At 74.0% G+C, this 14,507-nt stretch carries 16 protein-coding genes and 8 tRNA genes; 10 read left to right on the top strand and 14 right to left on the bottom strand.

What is annotated here, in order from left to right:
* Positions 1-2: 2 nt before the first annotated feature.
* Positions 3-1,394, top strand: coding sequence for an ATP-binding protein (locus IEY96_RS22740; protein WP_189196842.1), 1,392 nt, complete (start codon positions 3-5; stop codon positions 1,392-1,394).
* Entirely contained in the window at positions 1,382-2,275 is an 894-nt protein-coding gene (locus tag IEY96_RS22735) for a Gmad2 immunoglobulin-like domain-containing protein (RefSeq protein WP_189196841.1), read from the top strand. The genes IEY96_RS22740 and IEY96_RS22735 overlap by 13 nt, the downstream gene beginning before the upstream one ends.
* Positions 2,276-2,303: 28 nt before the next feature.
* On the opposite strand, the gene IEY96_RS22730 is transcribed toward IEY96_RS22735, so the two are convergent.
* Positions 2,304-2,374: transfer RNA gene (locus IEY96_RS22730), tRNA-Cys, on the bottom strand.
* An 11-nt stretch (positions 2,375-2,385) separates the two neighbouring features.
* A tRNA-Arg gene (locus IEY96_RS22725) sits at positions 2,386-2,458 on the bottom strand.
* Positions 2,459-2,514: 56 nt separating this feature from the next.
* On the opposite strand from IEY96_RS22725, the gene IEY96_RS22720 reads away from it, so the two are divergent.
* From IEY96_RS22720 to IEY96_RS22710, 3 genes are read left to right on the top strand one after another with little or no spacing between them, the layout of a single operon-like run.
* Positions 2,515-2,994: a DUF2975 domain-containing protein gene (locus IEY96_RS22720; protein WP_189196840.1), complete on the top strand. Its 480-nt coding sequence runs from the start codon at positions 2,515-2,517 to the stop codon at positions 2,992-2,994.
* On the top strand, positions 2,994-3,215 hold the full coding sequence (locus tag IEY96_RS22715) for a helix-turn-helix domain-containing protein (protein WP_148425500.1): 222 nt from the start codon (positions 2,994-2,996) through the stop codon (positions 3,213-3,215). The genes IEY96_RS22720 and IEY96_RS22715 overlap by 1 nt, the downstream gene beginning before the upstream one ends.
* Positions 3,212-3,376 carry a hypothetical protein gene (locus tag IEY96_RS22710; protein WP_189196839.1) on the top strand — a complete coding sequence of 55 codons (165 nt, stop codon included), beginning with the start codon at positions 3,212-3,214 and terminating at the stop codon, positions 3,374-3,376. The genes IEY96_RS22715 and IEY96_RS22710 overlap by 4 nt, the downstream gene beginning before the upstream one ends.
* Positions 3,377-3,382: 6 nt before the next feature.
* Here IEY96_RS22710 and IEY96_RS22705 read toward each other — a convergent pair.
* From IEY96_RS22705 to IEY96_RS22675, 7 genes are all read right to left on the bottom strand, one after another.
* Positions 3,383-3,455, bottom strand: a tRNA-Gln gene (locus tag IEY96_RS22705).
* A gap of 26 nt (positions 3,456-3,481) precedes the next feature.
* Positions 3,482-3,554, bottom strand: a tRNA-Arg gene (locus IEY96_RS22700).
* A gap of 41 nt (positions 3,555-3,595) precedes the next feature.
* Positions 3,596-4,795 (bottom strand): RtcB family protein, encoded by a 1,200-nt coding sequence (locus tag IEY96_RS22695; protein WP_189196838.1) that lies wholly within the window; start codon positions 4,793-4,795, stop codon positions 3,596-3,598.
* Positions 4,796-4,826: 31 nt separating this feature from the next.
* Positions 4,827-4,900 (bottom strand) — tRNA-Gly (locus tag IEY96_RS22690).
* A 27-nt stretch (positions 4,901-4,927) separates the two neighbouring features.
* Positions 4,928-5,000: transfer RNA gene (locus IEY96_RS22685), tRNA-Glu, on the bottom strand.
* Between the two features lie 29 nt (positions 5,001-5,029).
* Positions 5,030-5,102 (bottom strand) — tRNA-Pro (locus tag IEY96_RS22680).
* Between the two features lie 103 nt (positions 5,103-5,205).
* Positions 5,206-5,277, bottom strand: a tRNA-Trp gene (locus IEY96_RS22675).
* Positions 5,278-5,630: 353 nt separating this feature from the next.
* Between IEY96_RS22675 and IEY96_RS22670 the strand changes: the two genes are divergently transcribed.
* Positions 5,631-6,242 (top strand): DUF6058 family natural product biosynthesis protein, encoded by a 612-nt coding sequence (locus IEY96_RS22670; protein WP_189196837.1) that lies wholly within the window; start codon positions 5,631-5,633, stop codon positions 6,240-6,242.
* Here IEY96_RS22670 and IEY96_RS22665 read toward each other — a convergent pair.
* Positions 6,220-8,226, bottom strand: a complete 2,007-nt coding sequence (locus tag IEY96_RS22665; RefSeq protein WP_189196836.1) for an elongation factor G — start codon at positions 8,224-8,226, stop codon at positions 6,220-6,222. The two genes, IEY96_RS22670 and IEY96_RS22665, sit on opposite strands and share 23 nt — an antisense overlap.
* 186 nt (positions 8,227-8,412) lie before the next feature.
* Between IEY96_RS22665 and IEY96_RS22660 the strand changes: the two genes are divergently transcribed.
* Positions 8,413-8,940, top strand: a complete 528-nt coding sequence (locus IEY96_RS22660; protein WP_229791806.1) for a spore photoproduct lyase family protein — start codon at positions 8,413-8,415, stop codon at positions 8,938-8,940.
* 33 nt (positions 8,941-8,973) lie between these two features.
* On the opposite strand, the gene IEY96_RS22655 is transcribed toward IEY96_RS22660, so the two are convergent.
* Positions 8,974-9,366, bottom strand: coding sequence for a hypothetical protein (locus tag IEY96_RS22655; RefSeq protein ID WP_189196835.1), 393 nt, complete (start codon positions 9,364-9,366; stop codon positions 8,974-8,976).
* A 164-nt stretch (positions 9,367-9,530) separates the two neighbouring features.
* Here IEY96_RS22655 and IEY96_RS22650 point away from each other — a divergent pair, with 164 nt between their 5' ends.
* A complete protein-coding gene (locus IEY96_RS22650) occupies positions 9,531-10,310 on the top strand; it encodes an alpha/beta hydrolase (RefSeq protein WP_189196834.1) in 780 nt (259 codons plus the stop codon).
* A gap of 56 nt (positions 10,311-10,366) precedes the next feature.
* Here the strand turns inward: IEY96_RS22650 and IEY96_RS22645 are convergent, their stop codons facing one another.
* Together IEY96_RS22645 and IEY96_RS22640 are read right to left on the bottom strand one after the other, a co-directional pair.
* On the bottom strand, positions 10,367-11,407 hold the full coding sequence (locus IEY96_RS22645) for a zinc-dependent alcohol dehydrogenase family protein (RefSeq protein WP_189196833.1): 1,041 nt from the start codon (positions 11,405-11,407) through the stop codon (positions 10,367-10,369).
* A gap of 106 nt (positions 11,408-11,513) precedes the next feature.
* A complete protein-coding gene (locus tag IEY96_RS22640; RefSeq protein ID WP_189196832.1) occupies positions 11,514-12,020 on the bottom strand; it encodes a DinB family protein in 507 nt (168 codons plus the stop codon).
* Positions 12,021-12,120: 100 nt separating this feature from the next.
* Here IEY96_RS22640 and IEY96_RS22635 point away from each other — a divergent pair, with 100 nt between their 5' ends.
* Entirely contained in the window at positions 12,121-13,161 is a 1,041-nt protein-coding gene (locus IEY96_RS22635) for a M36 family metallopeptidase (RefSeq protein WP_189196831.1), read from the top strand.
* A gap of 37 nt (positions 13,162-13,198) precedes the next feature.
* On the opposite strand, the gene IEY96_RS22630 is transcribed toward IEY96_RS22635, so the two are convergent.
* Positions 13,199-14,029 (bottom strand): M15 family metallopeptidase, encoded by an 831-nt coding sequence (locus IEY96_RS22630; RefSeq protein WP_229791805.1) that lies wholly within the window; start codon positions 14,027-14,029, stop codon positions 13,199-13,201.
* A 127-nt stretch (positions 14,030-14,156) separates the two neighbouring features.
* On the opposite strand from IEY96_RS22630, the gene IEY96_RS22625 reads away from it, so the two are divergent.
* Positions 14,157-14,507 (top strand): LacI family DNA-binding transcriptional regulator (locus IEY96_RS22625; protein ID WP_189196830.1); only part of this gene is annotated, 351 nt, incomplete at its 3' end.

Genomic DNA, 14,507 nt, shown 5'->3' with positions numbered 1-14,507 from the left:
CCATGGTGGCCGGCAGAGTCGTACCCGGGCGGCTGCGACGCCGGCTCGTCGTCGCGTTCGTCCTCGTCGCCGGAATGTCCGCCGGCGCGCTGGCCGCCGGGTCCTACGTCATGCTGCGGCAGGCCCGGTTCGACGGCTCGCTGCAACGCGCCGCGGCCGACGCCCGCTACCAGCTGGTGGTCGCCGCGCAGTTCCTGCCGCTGACCGACGCCCGCCGCGCCGACCTGCTGGCCAGCTTCGAGGAGTCCGGCCGGCACGTGCTGCTGGTCGCCGGGGAGACCCAGGCTTCCAACCCCCGGTACGCGCCCACCCCCGACCCGGACCTGCGGGCGACCGTCGCCGCCGGGCAGCTCGGCTTCCAGCGCAGCCCCGGCCGGCCGCACCTGCTGGTCGTCGGCGGCCGGATCCCCGGCTCCACCGCGGAGCTGTACGTGGTGACCGTCGAGGACGACCTCGTCGACGCCCTGGACCAGCTCCGCACCGCCTCGGTGATCGGCTGGGCGGTGGTGGTGCTGCTCGCCGCCGGCGTGGGCAACGCCCTCGCCCGCCGCACCCTGGAACCCGTCGGCCGGGCCAGCCGCGCCGCCCGGGCCGTCGCCGAGGGGCTGCTGCACACCCGGCTGCCGGTGCGCGGCCGGGACGAGTTCAGCGCCTGGGCCACCTCCTTCAACGAGATGGCCGAGGCGCTGGAAACCAAGATCGAGGCACTGTCCCGGGCGCAGGCCCGGGAGCGGCGGTTCACCGCCGACGTGGCGCACGAGCTGCGTACCCCGGTCACCGCCCTGGTGGCGGCGGCCTCGCTGCTCGCCGACCAGCTCGACGCGCTGCCCGCCGACGCCCGCCGGGCCGCCGAACTGCTCGTCGCCGACGTGGTCCGGCTGCGCCGGCTGGTCGAGGAGCTGATGGAGATCTCCCGCCTGGACGCCGGGCGGGAGGTGCTCGCCACCCGCCCGGTGGACGCCGGCGCGCTGCTGCGCCGGATCTTCGCCGGCCACGGGGACGCGGCCCGGGCCACCGTGGCCGGCGACGCGCCGCCCGTGGTGACCGACCCGCGCCGGCTCGAACGGATCCTGACCAACCTGGTCGCCAACGGGGTGGAACACGGCGGCGGCGACCTGCGGGCCGAACTGCGGCACACCGGCGCCGACCTCGTCATCGAGGTCGCCGACCGCGGGCCCGGCATCCCCGCCGAGCACCTGGTCCACATCTTCGACCGGTTCTACAAGGCCGACCCGGCCCGCACCGGCCCCGGCAGCGGACTCGGCCTGGCCATCGCCCGGGAGAACGACCGGCTGCTCGGCGGCCGGCTCGACGTGGCCAGCGCGGTCGGCCAGGGCACCCGCTTCACCCTCACCCTTCCCCTCGACCCCGGGGGCCCGCCATGCGACGCCTGATCCCGCCGCTCGCCGCGCTGCTGCTGCTCACCGCCGGCTGCGCCCCGCCGCGTACCGGCACCCTCGGGCCTGCCCCGGCCGGCCCGTCGCCCACCACCGCCACGGCCGCACCGAGCGGCACGCCCGCGCCGACGCCGCACGCGACGCGCACCCCGCCCACACCCGCCAGGACGGGCATGCCGACCAGTGCCGCGCCGACCGGGGCGGACGGGACGCTGACCGTGCAGCTCTGGTTCGCCCGGGACGGGAAACTCGTGCCCACCCGGCGGGCGCTGCCCGCCACCGTGGCCACGTCCCGGCTGGCCCTCACCGAACTGGCCGCCGGCCCGTCCGTGGCCGAGACCGCCTCCGGCCTGACCACCCTGGTCCCGGCCGGCACGCAGGTGACCCGCATCGCCGGCGGGGTGGCGACGCTGGCCCCGCCGGCCGGCTTCGACGCCGGCGGCGCGGCCACCGCGCGGCTGCGCCGGGCCCAGGTGGTCTGGACGCTCACCCAGTTCCCCACCGTACGGCGGGTCGCCTTCGCCCCGGCCGACGCCGCGACGGGGCGGGACGACTACGCCGACCTGCTACCCCCCGTCGTGGTGACCGCCCCGGCGATCGGCGACCGGGTCGCCAGCCCGGTCACCGTCACCGGGACCGCCGACGTGTACGAGGCGACGGTGAGCGTCCGGGTGCTGGACGCGACGGGCCAGGAGATCGGCACCGCGTTCACGACGGCCTCCTGCGGCTCCGGCTGCCGCGGCGCCTACCGGCTCACCGTCCGCTACCGGCGCCCGGCGGCCGGACCCGGCACGATCGAGGTGTACGAGGTGTCGGCGCGCGACGGCTCCCGGATCAACGTGGTCCGCGTCCCGGTCCAGATGGCCGCCGGCCGGTGACGCGACTCCAGAGCGGACGGCATGGTCGAGACCAAGCGGGGACTCGAACCCCGGTGCGCGGAGTTGCAGTCCGCTCCCTGGCCACTCGGGCACTTGGTCGGGTCGGTGCGTGCCCCCGGCTGGATTCGAACCAGCGGCCTTCGGATTCGGAATCCGACGCGCTCTCCGCTGCGCCACGGGGGCATGATCGTCACGCGAAACCGATTGACTTTCGATAGGTTGCGAGCGATAGTCGATGCATGCTCACAGCCCAGCGAGCGGTGACGCCGCTCAGAGTCTTCCTCGTGCTGCTGTTCGGGATCCTGGTCCTGTTCCAGACCATGTCGCTCCCCGGTCAGTTCGCGCACGTGGCCAGGGAGAACCCGGACATGGCCTACCTGAGATGGCCGGCGACCGCGGTGACCGTGTTCTGGGTGCTCTGCGTGCAGGTGGTGATCGTGTGCACCTGGCAACTGCTCACCCTGGTCAAGAACGACCGCATCTTCAGCGAGGCGTCGCTGGGCTGGGTCGACGCGATCGTGTGGGCCATCGCCGCCGCGTGGGCGGTGCTGGTCGGCGTGTTCCTCTACGTCGGCTTCAACGCCGACGACCCGGGCCTGCCGCTCCTGCTGTTCCTGCTGGTCACCGGGGTCACCGCGCTGGGGCTCCTCATGGTGGTGATGCGCGCGCTGCTGCGGCAGGCCACCACGCTCCGGACCGACATGGAAGCGGTGATCTGATGCCCATCGTCGTCCGCATCGACGTCGAGCTGGCCAAACGCAAGATGAGCGTCGGCGAGTTCGCCGAGCGGGTCGGGCTCACCCCGGCCAACGTCGCGGTGCTGAAGAACGGCCGGGCCAAGGCCGTCCGCTTCAGCACCCTGGAGGCCATGTGCCGGGTGCTGGACTGCCAGCCCGGCGACTTGCTCGAGTGGGTCGAGGAAGAGGGAGAGAACCGATGAAGTACGTGCTGGGCCTCGTCGCCGTCCTCGCCGTCGCGCTGGGCGTCGCCGGCATCGTGTACGGGGAGGCCGACGACTCGCCCGGCCTCCAGCTTTTGGCCGGCCTCCTCGTCATCGGCGCGATCGCGATCGGCGTGCGGATCGTGCGAGGCAGCCGGTAGCCGTCGCTGCGAGCTGAGGATTCGAACCTCAATTCTCCGAACCAGAATCGGATGTGCTGCCTGGTTGCACCAGCTCGCATGGGTGTCCGCGCGGACCGCGGACCGTGCCCCGACCAGGATTCGAACCTGGGCTCTCCGGTTTCGTAGACCGGCGCGCTCTCCGCTGCGCCACCGGGGCGGACGACCGGCGCCCCACCCCCTCCAGGGGCGCCGGTCGGTTCAACCCTTCACGCAGACGACCTGCTTGAGGTGGGCGACCACCTCGACCAGGTCCTCCTGCTGGGCCATCACCTGGGTGATGTCCTTGTACGCGCCGGGGATCTCGTCGACCACCCCGGCGTCCTTGCGGCACTCCACGCCCGCCGTCTGGGCGGCCAGGTCGGCGGTGCTGTACGTCCGCTTCGCCTGCCCCCGCGACATCCGCCGCCCGGCCCCGTGCGACGCCGAGCAGTACGCGTCGCGGTTGCCCTTGCCGCGCACGATGTACGACCCGGTGCCCATCGACCCCGGGATGATGCCCAGGTCGCCCCGGCCGGCCCGGATCGCGCCCTTGCGGGTCACCAGCACCTCGACCCCGTCGTAGCTCTCCTCCGCCACGTAGTTGTGGTGACAGGAGATCGGCTCGTCGTAGGCGACCTGCGGGAACTCGTCCCGGACCACCCCGCAGAGCAGGGCGAGCATGACGGCCCGGTTGCGGCGCGCGTACTCCTGCGCCCACCAGAGGTCCCGGCGGTAGGCGTCCATCTCCGGGGTGCCGGCGAGGAACACCGCGAGGTCCCGGTCGGGCAGGTCGACGTTGTGCGGCAGCCCGCGGGCCACCGCCATGTGCCGCTCGGCCAGTTCCTTGCCGATGTTGCGGGAACCGGAGTGCAGCATCAGCCAGACCCGGCCGTCGTCGGGGCCGCCCTGCTCCAGGCAGACCTCGATGAAGTGGTTCCCGCCGCCGAGGGTGCCCAGCTGGCGCTGGGCCCGGGTCTCCAGCTGCGCCACCTTCCGGTCGAGGGTGGCGAAGCGCCGCCAGAACTCGTCCCAGCCGCCCTGCTCCAGGCCGCGGACCCGGCGCGGGTCGACCGCGTCGGTCCGCATGGCGAAGCCGACCGGGATGGCCGCCTCGATCGCGGTCCGCAGCGGGCCGAGGTCGTCGGGCAGGTCGGCCGCGGTGAGCGAGGTGCGCACCGCGGACATGCCGCAGCCGATGTCGACGCCGACCGCGGCGGGCGAGACGGCCTGCCGCATGGCGATGACCGAACCGACCGTGGCGCCCTTGCCGAAGTGCACGTCCGGCATGACGGCGACGCCCTGCACCCAGGGCAGCGCGCCGATGTTGCGCAGCTGCCGGGCCGCCTGCGCCTCGATCGTGTACGGGTCGGTCCAGACCCGGACCGGCGCCCGGGTACCGGCCAGCGGGGTGAAACCCATCGTCGTCTCCTCGGTTCAGGGGTGATGTCCGAGCGGCTGGCCGGATTCGAACCGGCGATCTTCACCATGGCAAGGTGACGCGCTGCCTGACTGCGCTACAACCGCGAGGTGGTCCCGGGGTCGGGACCGGTGTAGGCCGTACGGGACTCGAACCCGTAGCCTCCCGGGTGAGAACCGGGTGAGCTGCCAATTGCTCCAACGGCCCGCGGGACGGCGGGTGCCGTCCGCGTGATGTCCGGGACCGCGGAATCGAACCGCGTGTCTCTCGCGCCCAAGGCGAGCGGGTCAGCCAGCTCCCTCGTCCCGGTTGCCCGGCCGGCGCTGGCGCGCCGGCCGGGAATCGTTCATGCCGTCCACTGTGGAGTTGAGAAGAGGCGACGTCGCCGGCCGGAGGTCGGAACGGGGTGACGCAGGGGCGGCAGGATTCGAACCTGCAACCGTCGGGTTTGGAATCCGGTGCTCTTCCGTTGAGCTACGCCCCTCGGACCCGGTGACGTGAAAAGCCGCCCGGTCCCTGGTCTCGGGGCGGGCGGCTGCGCGTGTGTGTCGCGCCGGCGCTAGTCGCGCCACCACCCCGGTTGCCACTGCTGCTCTCGGCAGCGACCCTGGCCCGCTTCGCGCGGCAGGGCACCGCCGCGCGGCGCGGGCCGCTCGGCTCGGGTGCGGTTCTGCTGCGACACGGTGTGCTCCCTGGGTGGTGGAACCGGTTGACGTTTGCCCGTTCACGGTACGGCGGGGCCCGGGGCGCCGCAACGGATATTGGCGCGGACGTTTCGGCGGGCGCCGAACGGTGCCGCCCCTAGCCTGTAGCCGGGCGAGACGGAAGGGGCACGGCATGGACTGGCGGCGTCGGGTGGCGGAGCGGTTCCGGGAGGTCAACGGGGAGCATCCGATGACGGCGGCGGACGACGCGTACGTCAGCGCGCAGTTCGTCACGCTCGACGCGCTCTGCGCGGCGACCGGGCGGGACCCGGACGCCGTACGCCGGTCGATGCTGGACGGGCGGCTGCCGCTGCCGGGCTACCTGCGCTCGGACGGCGCGGAGATGGTCCCGGCGGACCTGTTCGCGCTGGCGGAGCGGGCGGGCGGGCTGGACGCGCTGCCGGGGTGGTTCGTCGGGCACTGGGCGGACCGCGCGCGCGGCGCGGCGGAGTGGGACGCCTACCTCAGCGGCCGGTACGTCTGCCTGCGCTCGGTCACGCCGGAGTCGATCCGCCGCAAGGACGAGTTGACCGGGGCGATCGGGGCCGCGCCGGCCGAGCCGGACGCCGGGTCGGCGGCCTGGCTCGACCGGCTGCACGCGCTGGTCGACGAGCTGGACGCGCTGGAGCCGGCGTTCACCGGCTACGACCGGCTCCGGTTCGGCGGCCCGACCTCCCGGGACACCTGCGTGGACGCGGTACGGGCCCGGTATCCGCGGCGGGTCAGCGCGCCGCCCGGCCGGTGACCCGGCGGGCGACGGCGAGCAGGTACTCCTTGCGGTGCAGCGGGTCGTGGTCCCAGCGCGGCCGGCTCGGGGCGGGCCCGCGTACCGGCCGGTAGTGGTCGAACTCGGCCTCCAGGGCGCCCTCGCCGCGGGTGAGCCCGGGCAGCCGCTGCCCCAGCGCGTGCACCCGCCCGGCCGGCACCTCCCCCTCGATCAGGTAGGAGCTGCCGCGCAGGGTGCTGCTGCGGGGCGCCGCGCCCAGCCCGGCGAGCACGGGCAGCACCGTGCCCACCACGTCGGCCGGGAGGTCGAGCCGGAACCGGTGCACCGGCTCGTGGACCCGGGTGCCGGCGCGGCGCAGCGCGGTCATCAGCACCAGCGGGGTGAGGTTCCGGAAGTCTCCGGCGGTGCTGGACATGCTCTTGTCGAACACGCCGTGGGCGTGGCTCTGCCGGGCCCAGTAGCCGCCGTGGGTGAGGGTGACCACGCAGTCGATGACGGCCCAGCCGTGCAGGCCCTGCCGCAGGGTCTCCCGGACGGTCTCCTCGATGGCCTTGAGGAAGGCCAGCGGCATCGAGCCGAGTTCGATGCCCAGCCGGAATTCGACGCCGCCGCCGACCGGACCGGGCTCGACGCGCAGGCCGACGGTGCCGAGGAACGGGTTGGGGTCCCGGCCGATCCACTCGACGGCGGCGCCGGCGCCGACCACCCGCTCCACGCAGACGGTGGTGGTCTCCCGGAAGGTGACCGGGACGCCGTAGTCGTCGGCGAGGGTGGCCTCGATGACCTCCTTCTGCACCTCGCCGTAGAGGGACACGGCGATCTCCTGGCGCCGGTCGTCCTGGCGCAGGTTGATCAGCGGGTCCTGCTCGGCGAGCTGGGTCAGGGCCGCGTGCAGGGCCGGCCGGTCGGCCGGGTGGACCGGTTCCACCACGGTCTCCAGCGTCGGCGGGGCGAAGTGGCGCCGGCCGGCCGCCCGTTCGGGCGGGACGCCGAGCACGTCGCCGACGCGGACGTCGGCCAGGCCGTGCAGCCGGACGATCCGGCCGGCCCCGGCCGCGTCGCCGGGAGTGGCGTCACCGCCGTCGAAGAAGGCGAGGGCGGTGATCCGGGCCTCCCGGCCGCCACCGTGGCGGATCCGGTCGCGGACCCGCACGGTGCCGGCGAAGATCCGGGCGTACGCGACCTTCTCCCCGGCCGGGCCGCGCTCGACCTTGAAGACGGTGCCGGAGAGCGGCGCGTGGTCGTCGCCCTCGGTGGCGGGGAGCAGCGCGGTGACCGCCTCGATCAGCTCGTCCACGCCGGCCCCGGTGATGGCGGAGCCGGCGAGCACCGGGTGCACCCGGGCGCGGGCGGTCTGCGCGGTGAGCGCCTCCCGCAGCCGGTCCGGGGTGGCCGCCCGCTCGTCGGCCACGTACGCGGCCAGCAGCGCGTCGTCGTGCGCGGAGAGCAGGTCGACCAGGCGGGCCTGGTGGCCGGGGTCCCCCGGCGGGTGCGGGATCCAGCGGGCGGCCGGGGTGCCGGCGCCGTCGACCCGACCGAGGGCCACGACGTCCGGGGTGAGCCGGTCGGCGATCTGGCGCAGCACCCGCTCCGGGTCCGCGCCGGCCCGGTCCACCTTGTTGACGAAGAACAGGGTGGGGATGCCGAGGCGGTGCAGGGTGCGGGCCAGCAGCCGGGTCTGTGCCTGGACGCCCTCGACGGCCGAGACCACGAGCACCGCGCCGTCGAGCACGCCGAGCACGCGTTCCACCTCGGCGATGAAGTCGGGGTGGCCCGGGGTGTCGATCAGGTTGACGGTGGTGCCGGCGACGGCGAAGGAGACCACGGCGGAGCGGATGGTGATGCCCCGCTGCCGCTCCAGCGCCAGGGTGTCGGTGCGGGTGTTGCCGGCGTCGACGCTGCCGGGTTCGTCGATGACCCCGGCGCTGTGCAGCAGCCGTTCGGTCAGGCTGGTCTTACCGGCGTCGACGTGGGCGAGAATGCCGAGATTGAGGGTTTTCACGAAGCGTCATGTCCTCGGGGTAGGCGGTCAGTGCCGTCAGGTGGGACATCGACGCAGCTCGCATTCTCGGGTTCCTCTCCTCGGGTGACGTCGAGGTTGATTGCAGCAACCGGCGCGGGGGCCGGCAACCGATTAACCCGTTCGGGTGGGGCGTTGCATCGGCGGCGCAACGGGTAGACGGCCCGGATGAGTCGGGACGATGCGGGGCCGGTGGACGTCGACCAGCCGCTCGCGGTCGGCGTACCGCCGGCGCCGCACGACGCGAGCGGCGAGCGCGTGCCGACCCGCGACCTGTCGGGCCTGGCGCCGCCGCCGCGACCGGCCCGGCGGTGGACGCCGAAGCGGGTGGTCGCCACGCCGGCGGCGCTGGAGCATCCGCACGGCCGGCGGATCGCCGAGCGGGTGGCGGCGCTCGGCATCGAGGTGGAGCGGCTGCGCGGCAACCGGGTCACCGGGCTGCGCGGGGAGACCGCGCGGGAGACGTACGCGCGGGCCAAGTCGACCCTGGCGATCGTGGTCAGCCCGCCGTCGCGGCGGCGGCTGCAACCCATCGCGCCGAGCGCCGACTGGCGGGTGGACCTGGCCGAGGGCTGCCCGGCGCACTGCCAGTACTGCTACCTGGCCGGCTCCCTCACCGGCCCGCCGGTGACGCGGGTCTACGCCGACCTGGACGACATCCTGGACGGACTCGCTGCGGTCCTGGTTCGACCGTGAGCTGGCGGCGCGGCTACCCGCCTGCCGGGTGCTCTACTGGACCTGAGCCACCGGGTGGCGCTTCATCTCCTCCATGAAGGGGTAGCGCGCGGTCAGCTCGGCGAGCGTGCACCCGGCCCGCCAGGCGGCGGCCACCTGGGCGACCTGGAGCAGGTCGGTGGCGTCGCCACGGGCCTGGACCTCGCCGTCGACCCGCAGGTCGATCATGAAGTAGCGGGCCTGGGCGCCGAGGCTGACGCAGACGACGCCCCGGCCGGAGGTCGCCTCGGCGCAGGTGAACCGGCTGCGGCCCTGCTCGGGGGCGGTCACCTGGCCGATGTCGAGCTGGTGCCGGGCCGCGGTCTGCACGAGGGCGGGAGCCAGGCCGCCCGGCTCGACCAGGTCCGGGTAGAGGCGCACACCCAGTGCCGTCGACACGTCGCTCATGACTGACTCCCACTTCCTCGTGACAGAGACCAGCTGCACGCAGGTTACGGGTGTGTTTCCGGCGCGCATGGTCATCCTGTCCCCCCTGGACGCCCCACGGCAATAGGAACCGTCGATTCGGCCACCATCGGGCCGGCCTCCGGCGCGCGGTACGCTCCCACCCCATGGCCCGGATCCGGTGTGACTTCTTCTCCACCGCGCTCGGCATGGGCACGTCGATGACCGTGCTGCTGCCCGAGCACGGCTCGGCGGGGATCGGCATGGCCGGCGGGGCGCCCGCCGGGGATCCCCCGGTGCTCTACCTGCTGCACGGCCTCACCGACGACGACACCATCTGGACCCGGCGCACCTCGATCGAGCGGTACGTCGCCCCGCTGGGCCTGGCCGTGGTGATGCCGCAGGTGCAGCGGAGCTTCTACTGCGACGAGGCGCACGGCAACCGGTACTGGACCTTCCTCAGCGAGGAACTGCCGGAGGTGTGCCGGTCGTACTTCCGCCTCTCCGACCGGCGGGCGGACACCTTCGTGGCCGGCCTGTCCATGGGCGGCTACGGGGCGGTCAAGTGGGCGCTGCGCCAACCGGACCGGTTCGCCGCCGCGGCGAGCCTCTCCGGCGCGCTGGACGTCGCCCGGCGCCGCCACCACCCGACGAGCCCCCTGGACCCCGCCGTCTGGCACACCGTCTGGGGCGACCGGGACGTGGCGGGCCCGGAGGACGACACGGTGGCGCTGCTGGAACGGGCCGGCGACGACCTGCCCGCGCTCTACGTCGCCTGCGGCACGGAGGACTTCCTCTACGAGGACAACACCCGCTTCGTCGACACGGCACGCCGTCGAGGGCTGCCGGTCACCGTGGACTTCGGCCCCGGCGACCACGACTGGGCGTACTGGGACGCGCGGATCCAGGACGTGCTGGCCTGGCTGCCGCTGCCCCGCCAGGGCTGAGCCGGCGCGCCGCGCCTCCGACCCGGGCCGGAGGCGCGGCGGGTGACGGTCGGCCGTCATCGACGGGTCAGGACGACCTTGAGGGCGCCGGTCTCGGCCGGCCGGGCGAAGACGTCGTACGCCTCGACGATCTCGTCGAGCCGGTACCGGTGGGTCACCATGTGCGCCGTGTCGAGCTGGCCGGCGACCAGCATGTTCAGCAGCGTCGGCGTGGTGCGGGTGTCGACCAGGCCGGTGGTGATGGTGATGTCGCGGATCCAGAGCCGTTCCAGGTGCAGGGTGGCCGGCTTGCCGTGCACGCCGATGTTGGCCACCCGGCCGCCGGGGCGTACCAGGGTGGTGCAGAGTTCGAAGCTGGCCGGGACGCCGACCGCCTCGACGGCCACGTCGGCGCCGAGGCCGCCGGTGACCGAGCGGACCACCTCGAGCGGGTCGTCGTCGGCGAGCACGGTCAGGTCCGCGCCGAACCGCTTGGCCGCGTCGAGCCTGCTCTGCGCCTTGTCGACGGCCACGATGTGGGTCGGCGAGTAGAGCCGGGCGGTCTGGATGGCGGCCAGCCCGATCGGGCCGGCGCCGACCACCACGACGGTGTCGCCGGGACGCACCCGGCCGTTGAGCACGCCGACCTCGTAGGAGGTGGGCAGGATGTCGGCCAGCAGCACGGCCGCCTCGTCGGAGACCTGCTCGGGCAGCCGGTAGGTGGACAGGTCGGCGAACGGGATGCGGGCGTACTCGGCCTGCACGCCGTCGACGGTGTGGCCGAGGATCCACCCGCCGCCGCCGAGGCACTGCCCGTAGGCGCCCTCGCGGCAGTAGCGGCAGACGCCGCAGGCGGAGATGCAGGAGGCGAGGACCCGGTCACCCACCTTCAGGCTGGCGACGCCGTCGCCGACCGCGACGACCGTGCCGACCGCCTCGTGGCCGAGCACCCGGCCCGGCTGGACCTCGGGCACGTCGCCGCCGAGGATGTGCAGGTCGGTCCCGCAGATGGTGACCGCGTCGACCCGGATGATCGCGTCCCGCGGGTCGACGATCGTGGGGTCCGGGATCTCGGACCAGGACTTCTCGCCCGGCCCGCCGTACACGAGTGCCTTCATGGCTCCTCCTCACGCCGTTGTCACCTCCCACGCTTCTCCGTGGTGAGGACGGCGGGCAGGGCCGGAGGACCCGGCGGCCGGGACCTCGGTCCCGGCCGCGGGCGCGTCACACGCCGACGGTGCCGTCGATGGCCTCGCGGAGGAAGTCGGCGTGGCCGTTGTGCCGGGCGTACTCGTGCATCATGTGCAGCATCACGAGGCGCAGCGAGACGTCCTCCCCCCAGCGGGCCTGGTGGCCGGTGACGTCGAGCGACTCGGCCTCCCGCTCGATGCGGCGGGCGTGCTCGACCTCCCGCTGCCACGCCTCGAACGCCTCCGACCGGCTCGACGCGGCGGCGTCGTACGCCTCCTGGAAGTCCCCGGTCGCCGACCAGATCAGCGGGATGTCCTCGGCGTTGATCACCCGGCGGAACCAGGTGCGCTCGACCTCGGCCATGTGCCGCACCAGGCCGAGCAGGGACAGCGTGGACGGCGGCGACGACTGCCGCCGCAGCTCCTCGTCGGTCAGCCCCTCGCACTTCAGAGCCAGTGTGGCGCGGTGGAAATCGAGGAACGCGCGCAGCGTCTCCCGCTCCCCGGCCAGCAGCGGCGGGCCGATCCGTTCGGTCTCCACGTGGGTCCCTCCTCGCAGGCCCGGGGGCCTGCCCGTGGTTGCTTGGCTGTGCTCCCGGGGGAGCCTAGTCTCAGCGGATCGATCCACCTCCGAAGGGATCATGATGCACCCCCACTTCCGACGTTCCGCGCTGGTCGCCTCGGCGGTCACCGCGGCGCTGGTGGCCGGCGGCACGACCGTCCAGGCCGCCGGCGACCCCTACGACCACACCGCCACCGCCACGGTGTTCGCACCAAACCCCGTGCAGCAGCTCGGCGACCAGTCGCTGACCGACCAGAAGGACGCCGACTACCCGGCGCTGGCCGGGGCGTACCGGTCGGTGCTACTGACCAACCTGGACGGCTCCGGCACCCTCACCGGCAGGTACGTGGTGGTCAAGAGCAAGACCGGCACCCCGGCCCGGGCGGTCGACGGCGCGTACCCGGCCTGGCACCGGGATGCCGACCAGTTCGAGCAGGTGATGGGCTACCACTGGGTGAACACCGCCCAGGCGTACCTCCAGTCGCTCGGCTTCGGCAGCACGCTGCGGCCGGTCAACCAGCGGCAGATCGAGCTGCGCATCGACCAGTACGGCGGCGACAACTCGTTCTTCCGCGAGGACAAGGCCAACATCACCCTCGGCAAGGGCGGCGTGGACGACGGCGAGGACGCCGAGGTCATCGTCCACGAGTACGGCCACTCGGTGCAGGACGGCCAGGTGCCCGGCTTCGGCACCACGCTGGAGTCCGGCGCGATCGGCGAGGCGTTCGGCGACTACCTGGCGGTCGCCGTGACCAGCTGGGCCACCGGCGTGCCGGCGAAGACCCCGGAGGCCTGCGTCGCCGACTGGGACTCGGTCTCCTACACCCGCACCGCGCCGCACTGCCTGCGTCGCCTCGACGGCACCAAGGTCTACCCCGCCGACCTGGTGGGCGAGGTGCACGCCGACGGCGAGATCTGGTCCCGCGCGCTGTGGGACATCCGCACCGCTCTCGGCGACCGCCGGGCCAGCACGCTGATCGTGGAGGCGCAGTTCGCCTTCACCACGGACGTCACGTTCCGGGACGCGGCGTTGGCCACCGTGGCCGCCGCGCAGCGCCTCTACGGCACCCAGGCCGCGACCGCGACCCGGGCCGCCTTCGTCGCCCGCGGCATCCTCTGACCGCGGCGGTGGGCGCCGCTCCCCGCCGGGGCGGCGCTCACCGCAGCGACGCCCGGGCGACCGGGAAGTCGAAGAAGGTGTCCGGGTACGGCTCGTCCACGTACCGGTAGTGCCACCACTCGCGCGGGTAGTTCGCGAAGCCCTGCGCGGTCATCAGCCGCTTCAGCAGTTCCCGGTTGTCCCGGGCCGCGCCGGTGACCCGGGCGTCGGCGGTGTGCGCGCGGGGGTCGAAGCAGTCGAAGCCGGTGCCCATGTCGACGGAGTTGTCCGGGAAGCGCCGGCCGGCGGGCGCAGTGCAGGCGACCAGTGGCTGGCCCGGCGCGTACGCCGGCTGGTCGGGGGTGGGCACCGGGACCAGGGTCAGGTCGAGGGTGCTCCCCCGGCTGTGCGCGGTGGGCGCGCCGATGTAGCCGTCGGCGAAGAGCCGGCTCTTCGGCTCGTCCGGGTAGAACTCGCCCTTCATCTGCTGCTCGCCCGGGAGCTTCGCCCAGGCGACGAACTCGTCCACCGCCCGCTGCGGGCGATAGCAGTCGTACACCTTGAGGCTGCGGCCCTGCGCCAGGGCGGCGGCCTGCACCCGGTGCAGCGCCTCCGCGGCCCGCCGGGTGAGCAGGCAGAGCGGCTCCGGGTAGCCGGTGATCGGCCGGCCCACGAAGTTGTGCGCGGTGGCGTACCGGATGTCGGTGCGGACGCTCGGGTCGACGGCGGCCAGGTCGACGATGTCGGCCGGGGCGCGGGGGCCGCTCGGGCCGGCCGACGGCGCGGGTGGGGTGGACGGGGCCGGGCGCGGGGCGGGCCGCTGGCACCCCGCGGCGAGCACCGTGGCCAGCACGGCCAGGGCGGCGGCCCCGCGTGTCCCGGTCCTCACCCTGCCGTGTCTACCAGCATCGCTGCGACGCCGGGCCGGCATCGGCCATGCGGCAAGATTGCCGGTGGGACGGGCCCGCCGTCCCAGGATCCGCGGCCGGCACTCCCGGCCGGCGAAGGAGACACGGGTGAACGCGGACGACGAGCCCAGGGTGACCATCACCGCGATCGCGCGGGAGGCCGGGGTCTCGGTGCCCACGGTGTCGCGGGTGCTCAACGGGCGTTCGGACGTGGCCCCGGGCACCCGGGAACGGGTCGAGGAGCTGCTGCGCCACCACGGCTACCGGCGGCGCGGCAGCCGCACGGTGCGCCGGGCGAACCTGCTCGACCTGGTCTTTCCCGACCTGGACAGCCCCTGGGCGTTGGAGATCATTCGTGGGGTGGAGGACGTCGGCCACGCCGCCGGGGTGGGCACCGTCGTGTCGGCGATCCACAGCGAGTCGACCTCGACCCGGCAGTGGTTGCAGAACCTGCGGGCC

The organism is Micromonospora fulviviridis, assembly GCF_014648395.1.
In the GTDB taxonomy this organism is placed as follows: domain Bacteria; phylum Actinomycetota; class Actinomycetes; order Mycobacteriales; family Micromonosporaceae; genus Micromonospora; species Micromonospora fulviviridis.
The sequence above is the reverse complement of the archived record's forward strand: the minus strand, read 5'-3'. Positions and strand labels throughout refer to the sequence as shown.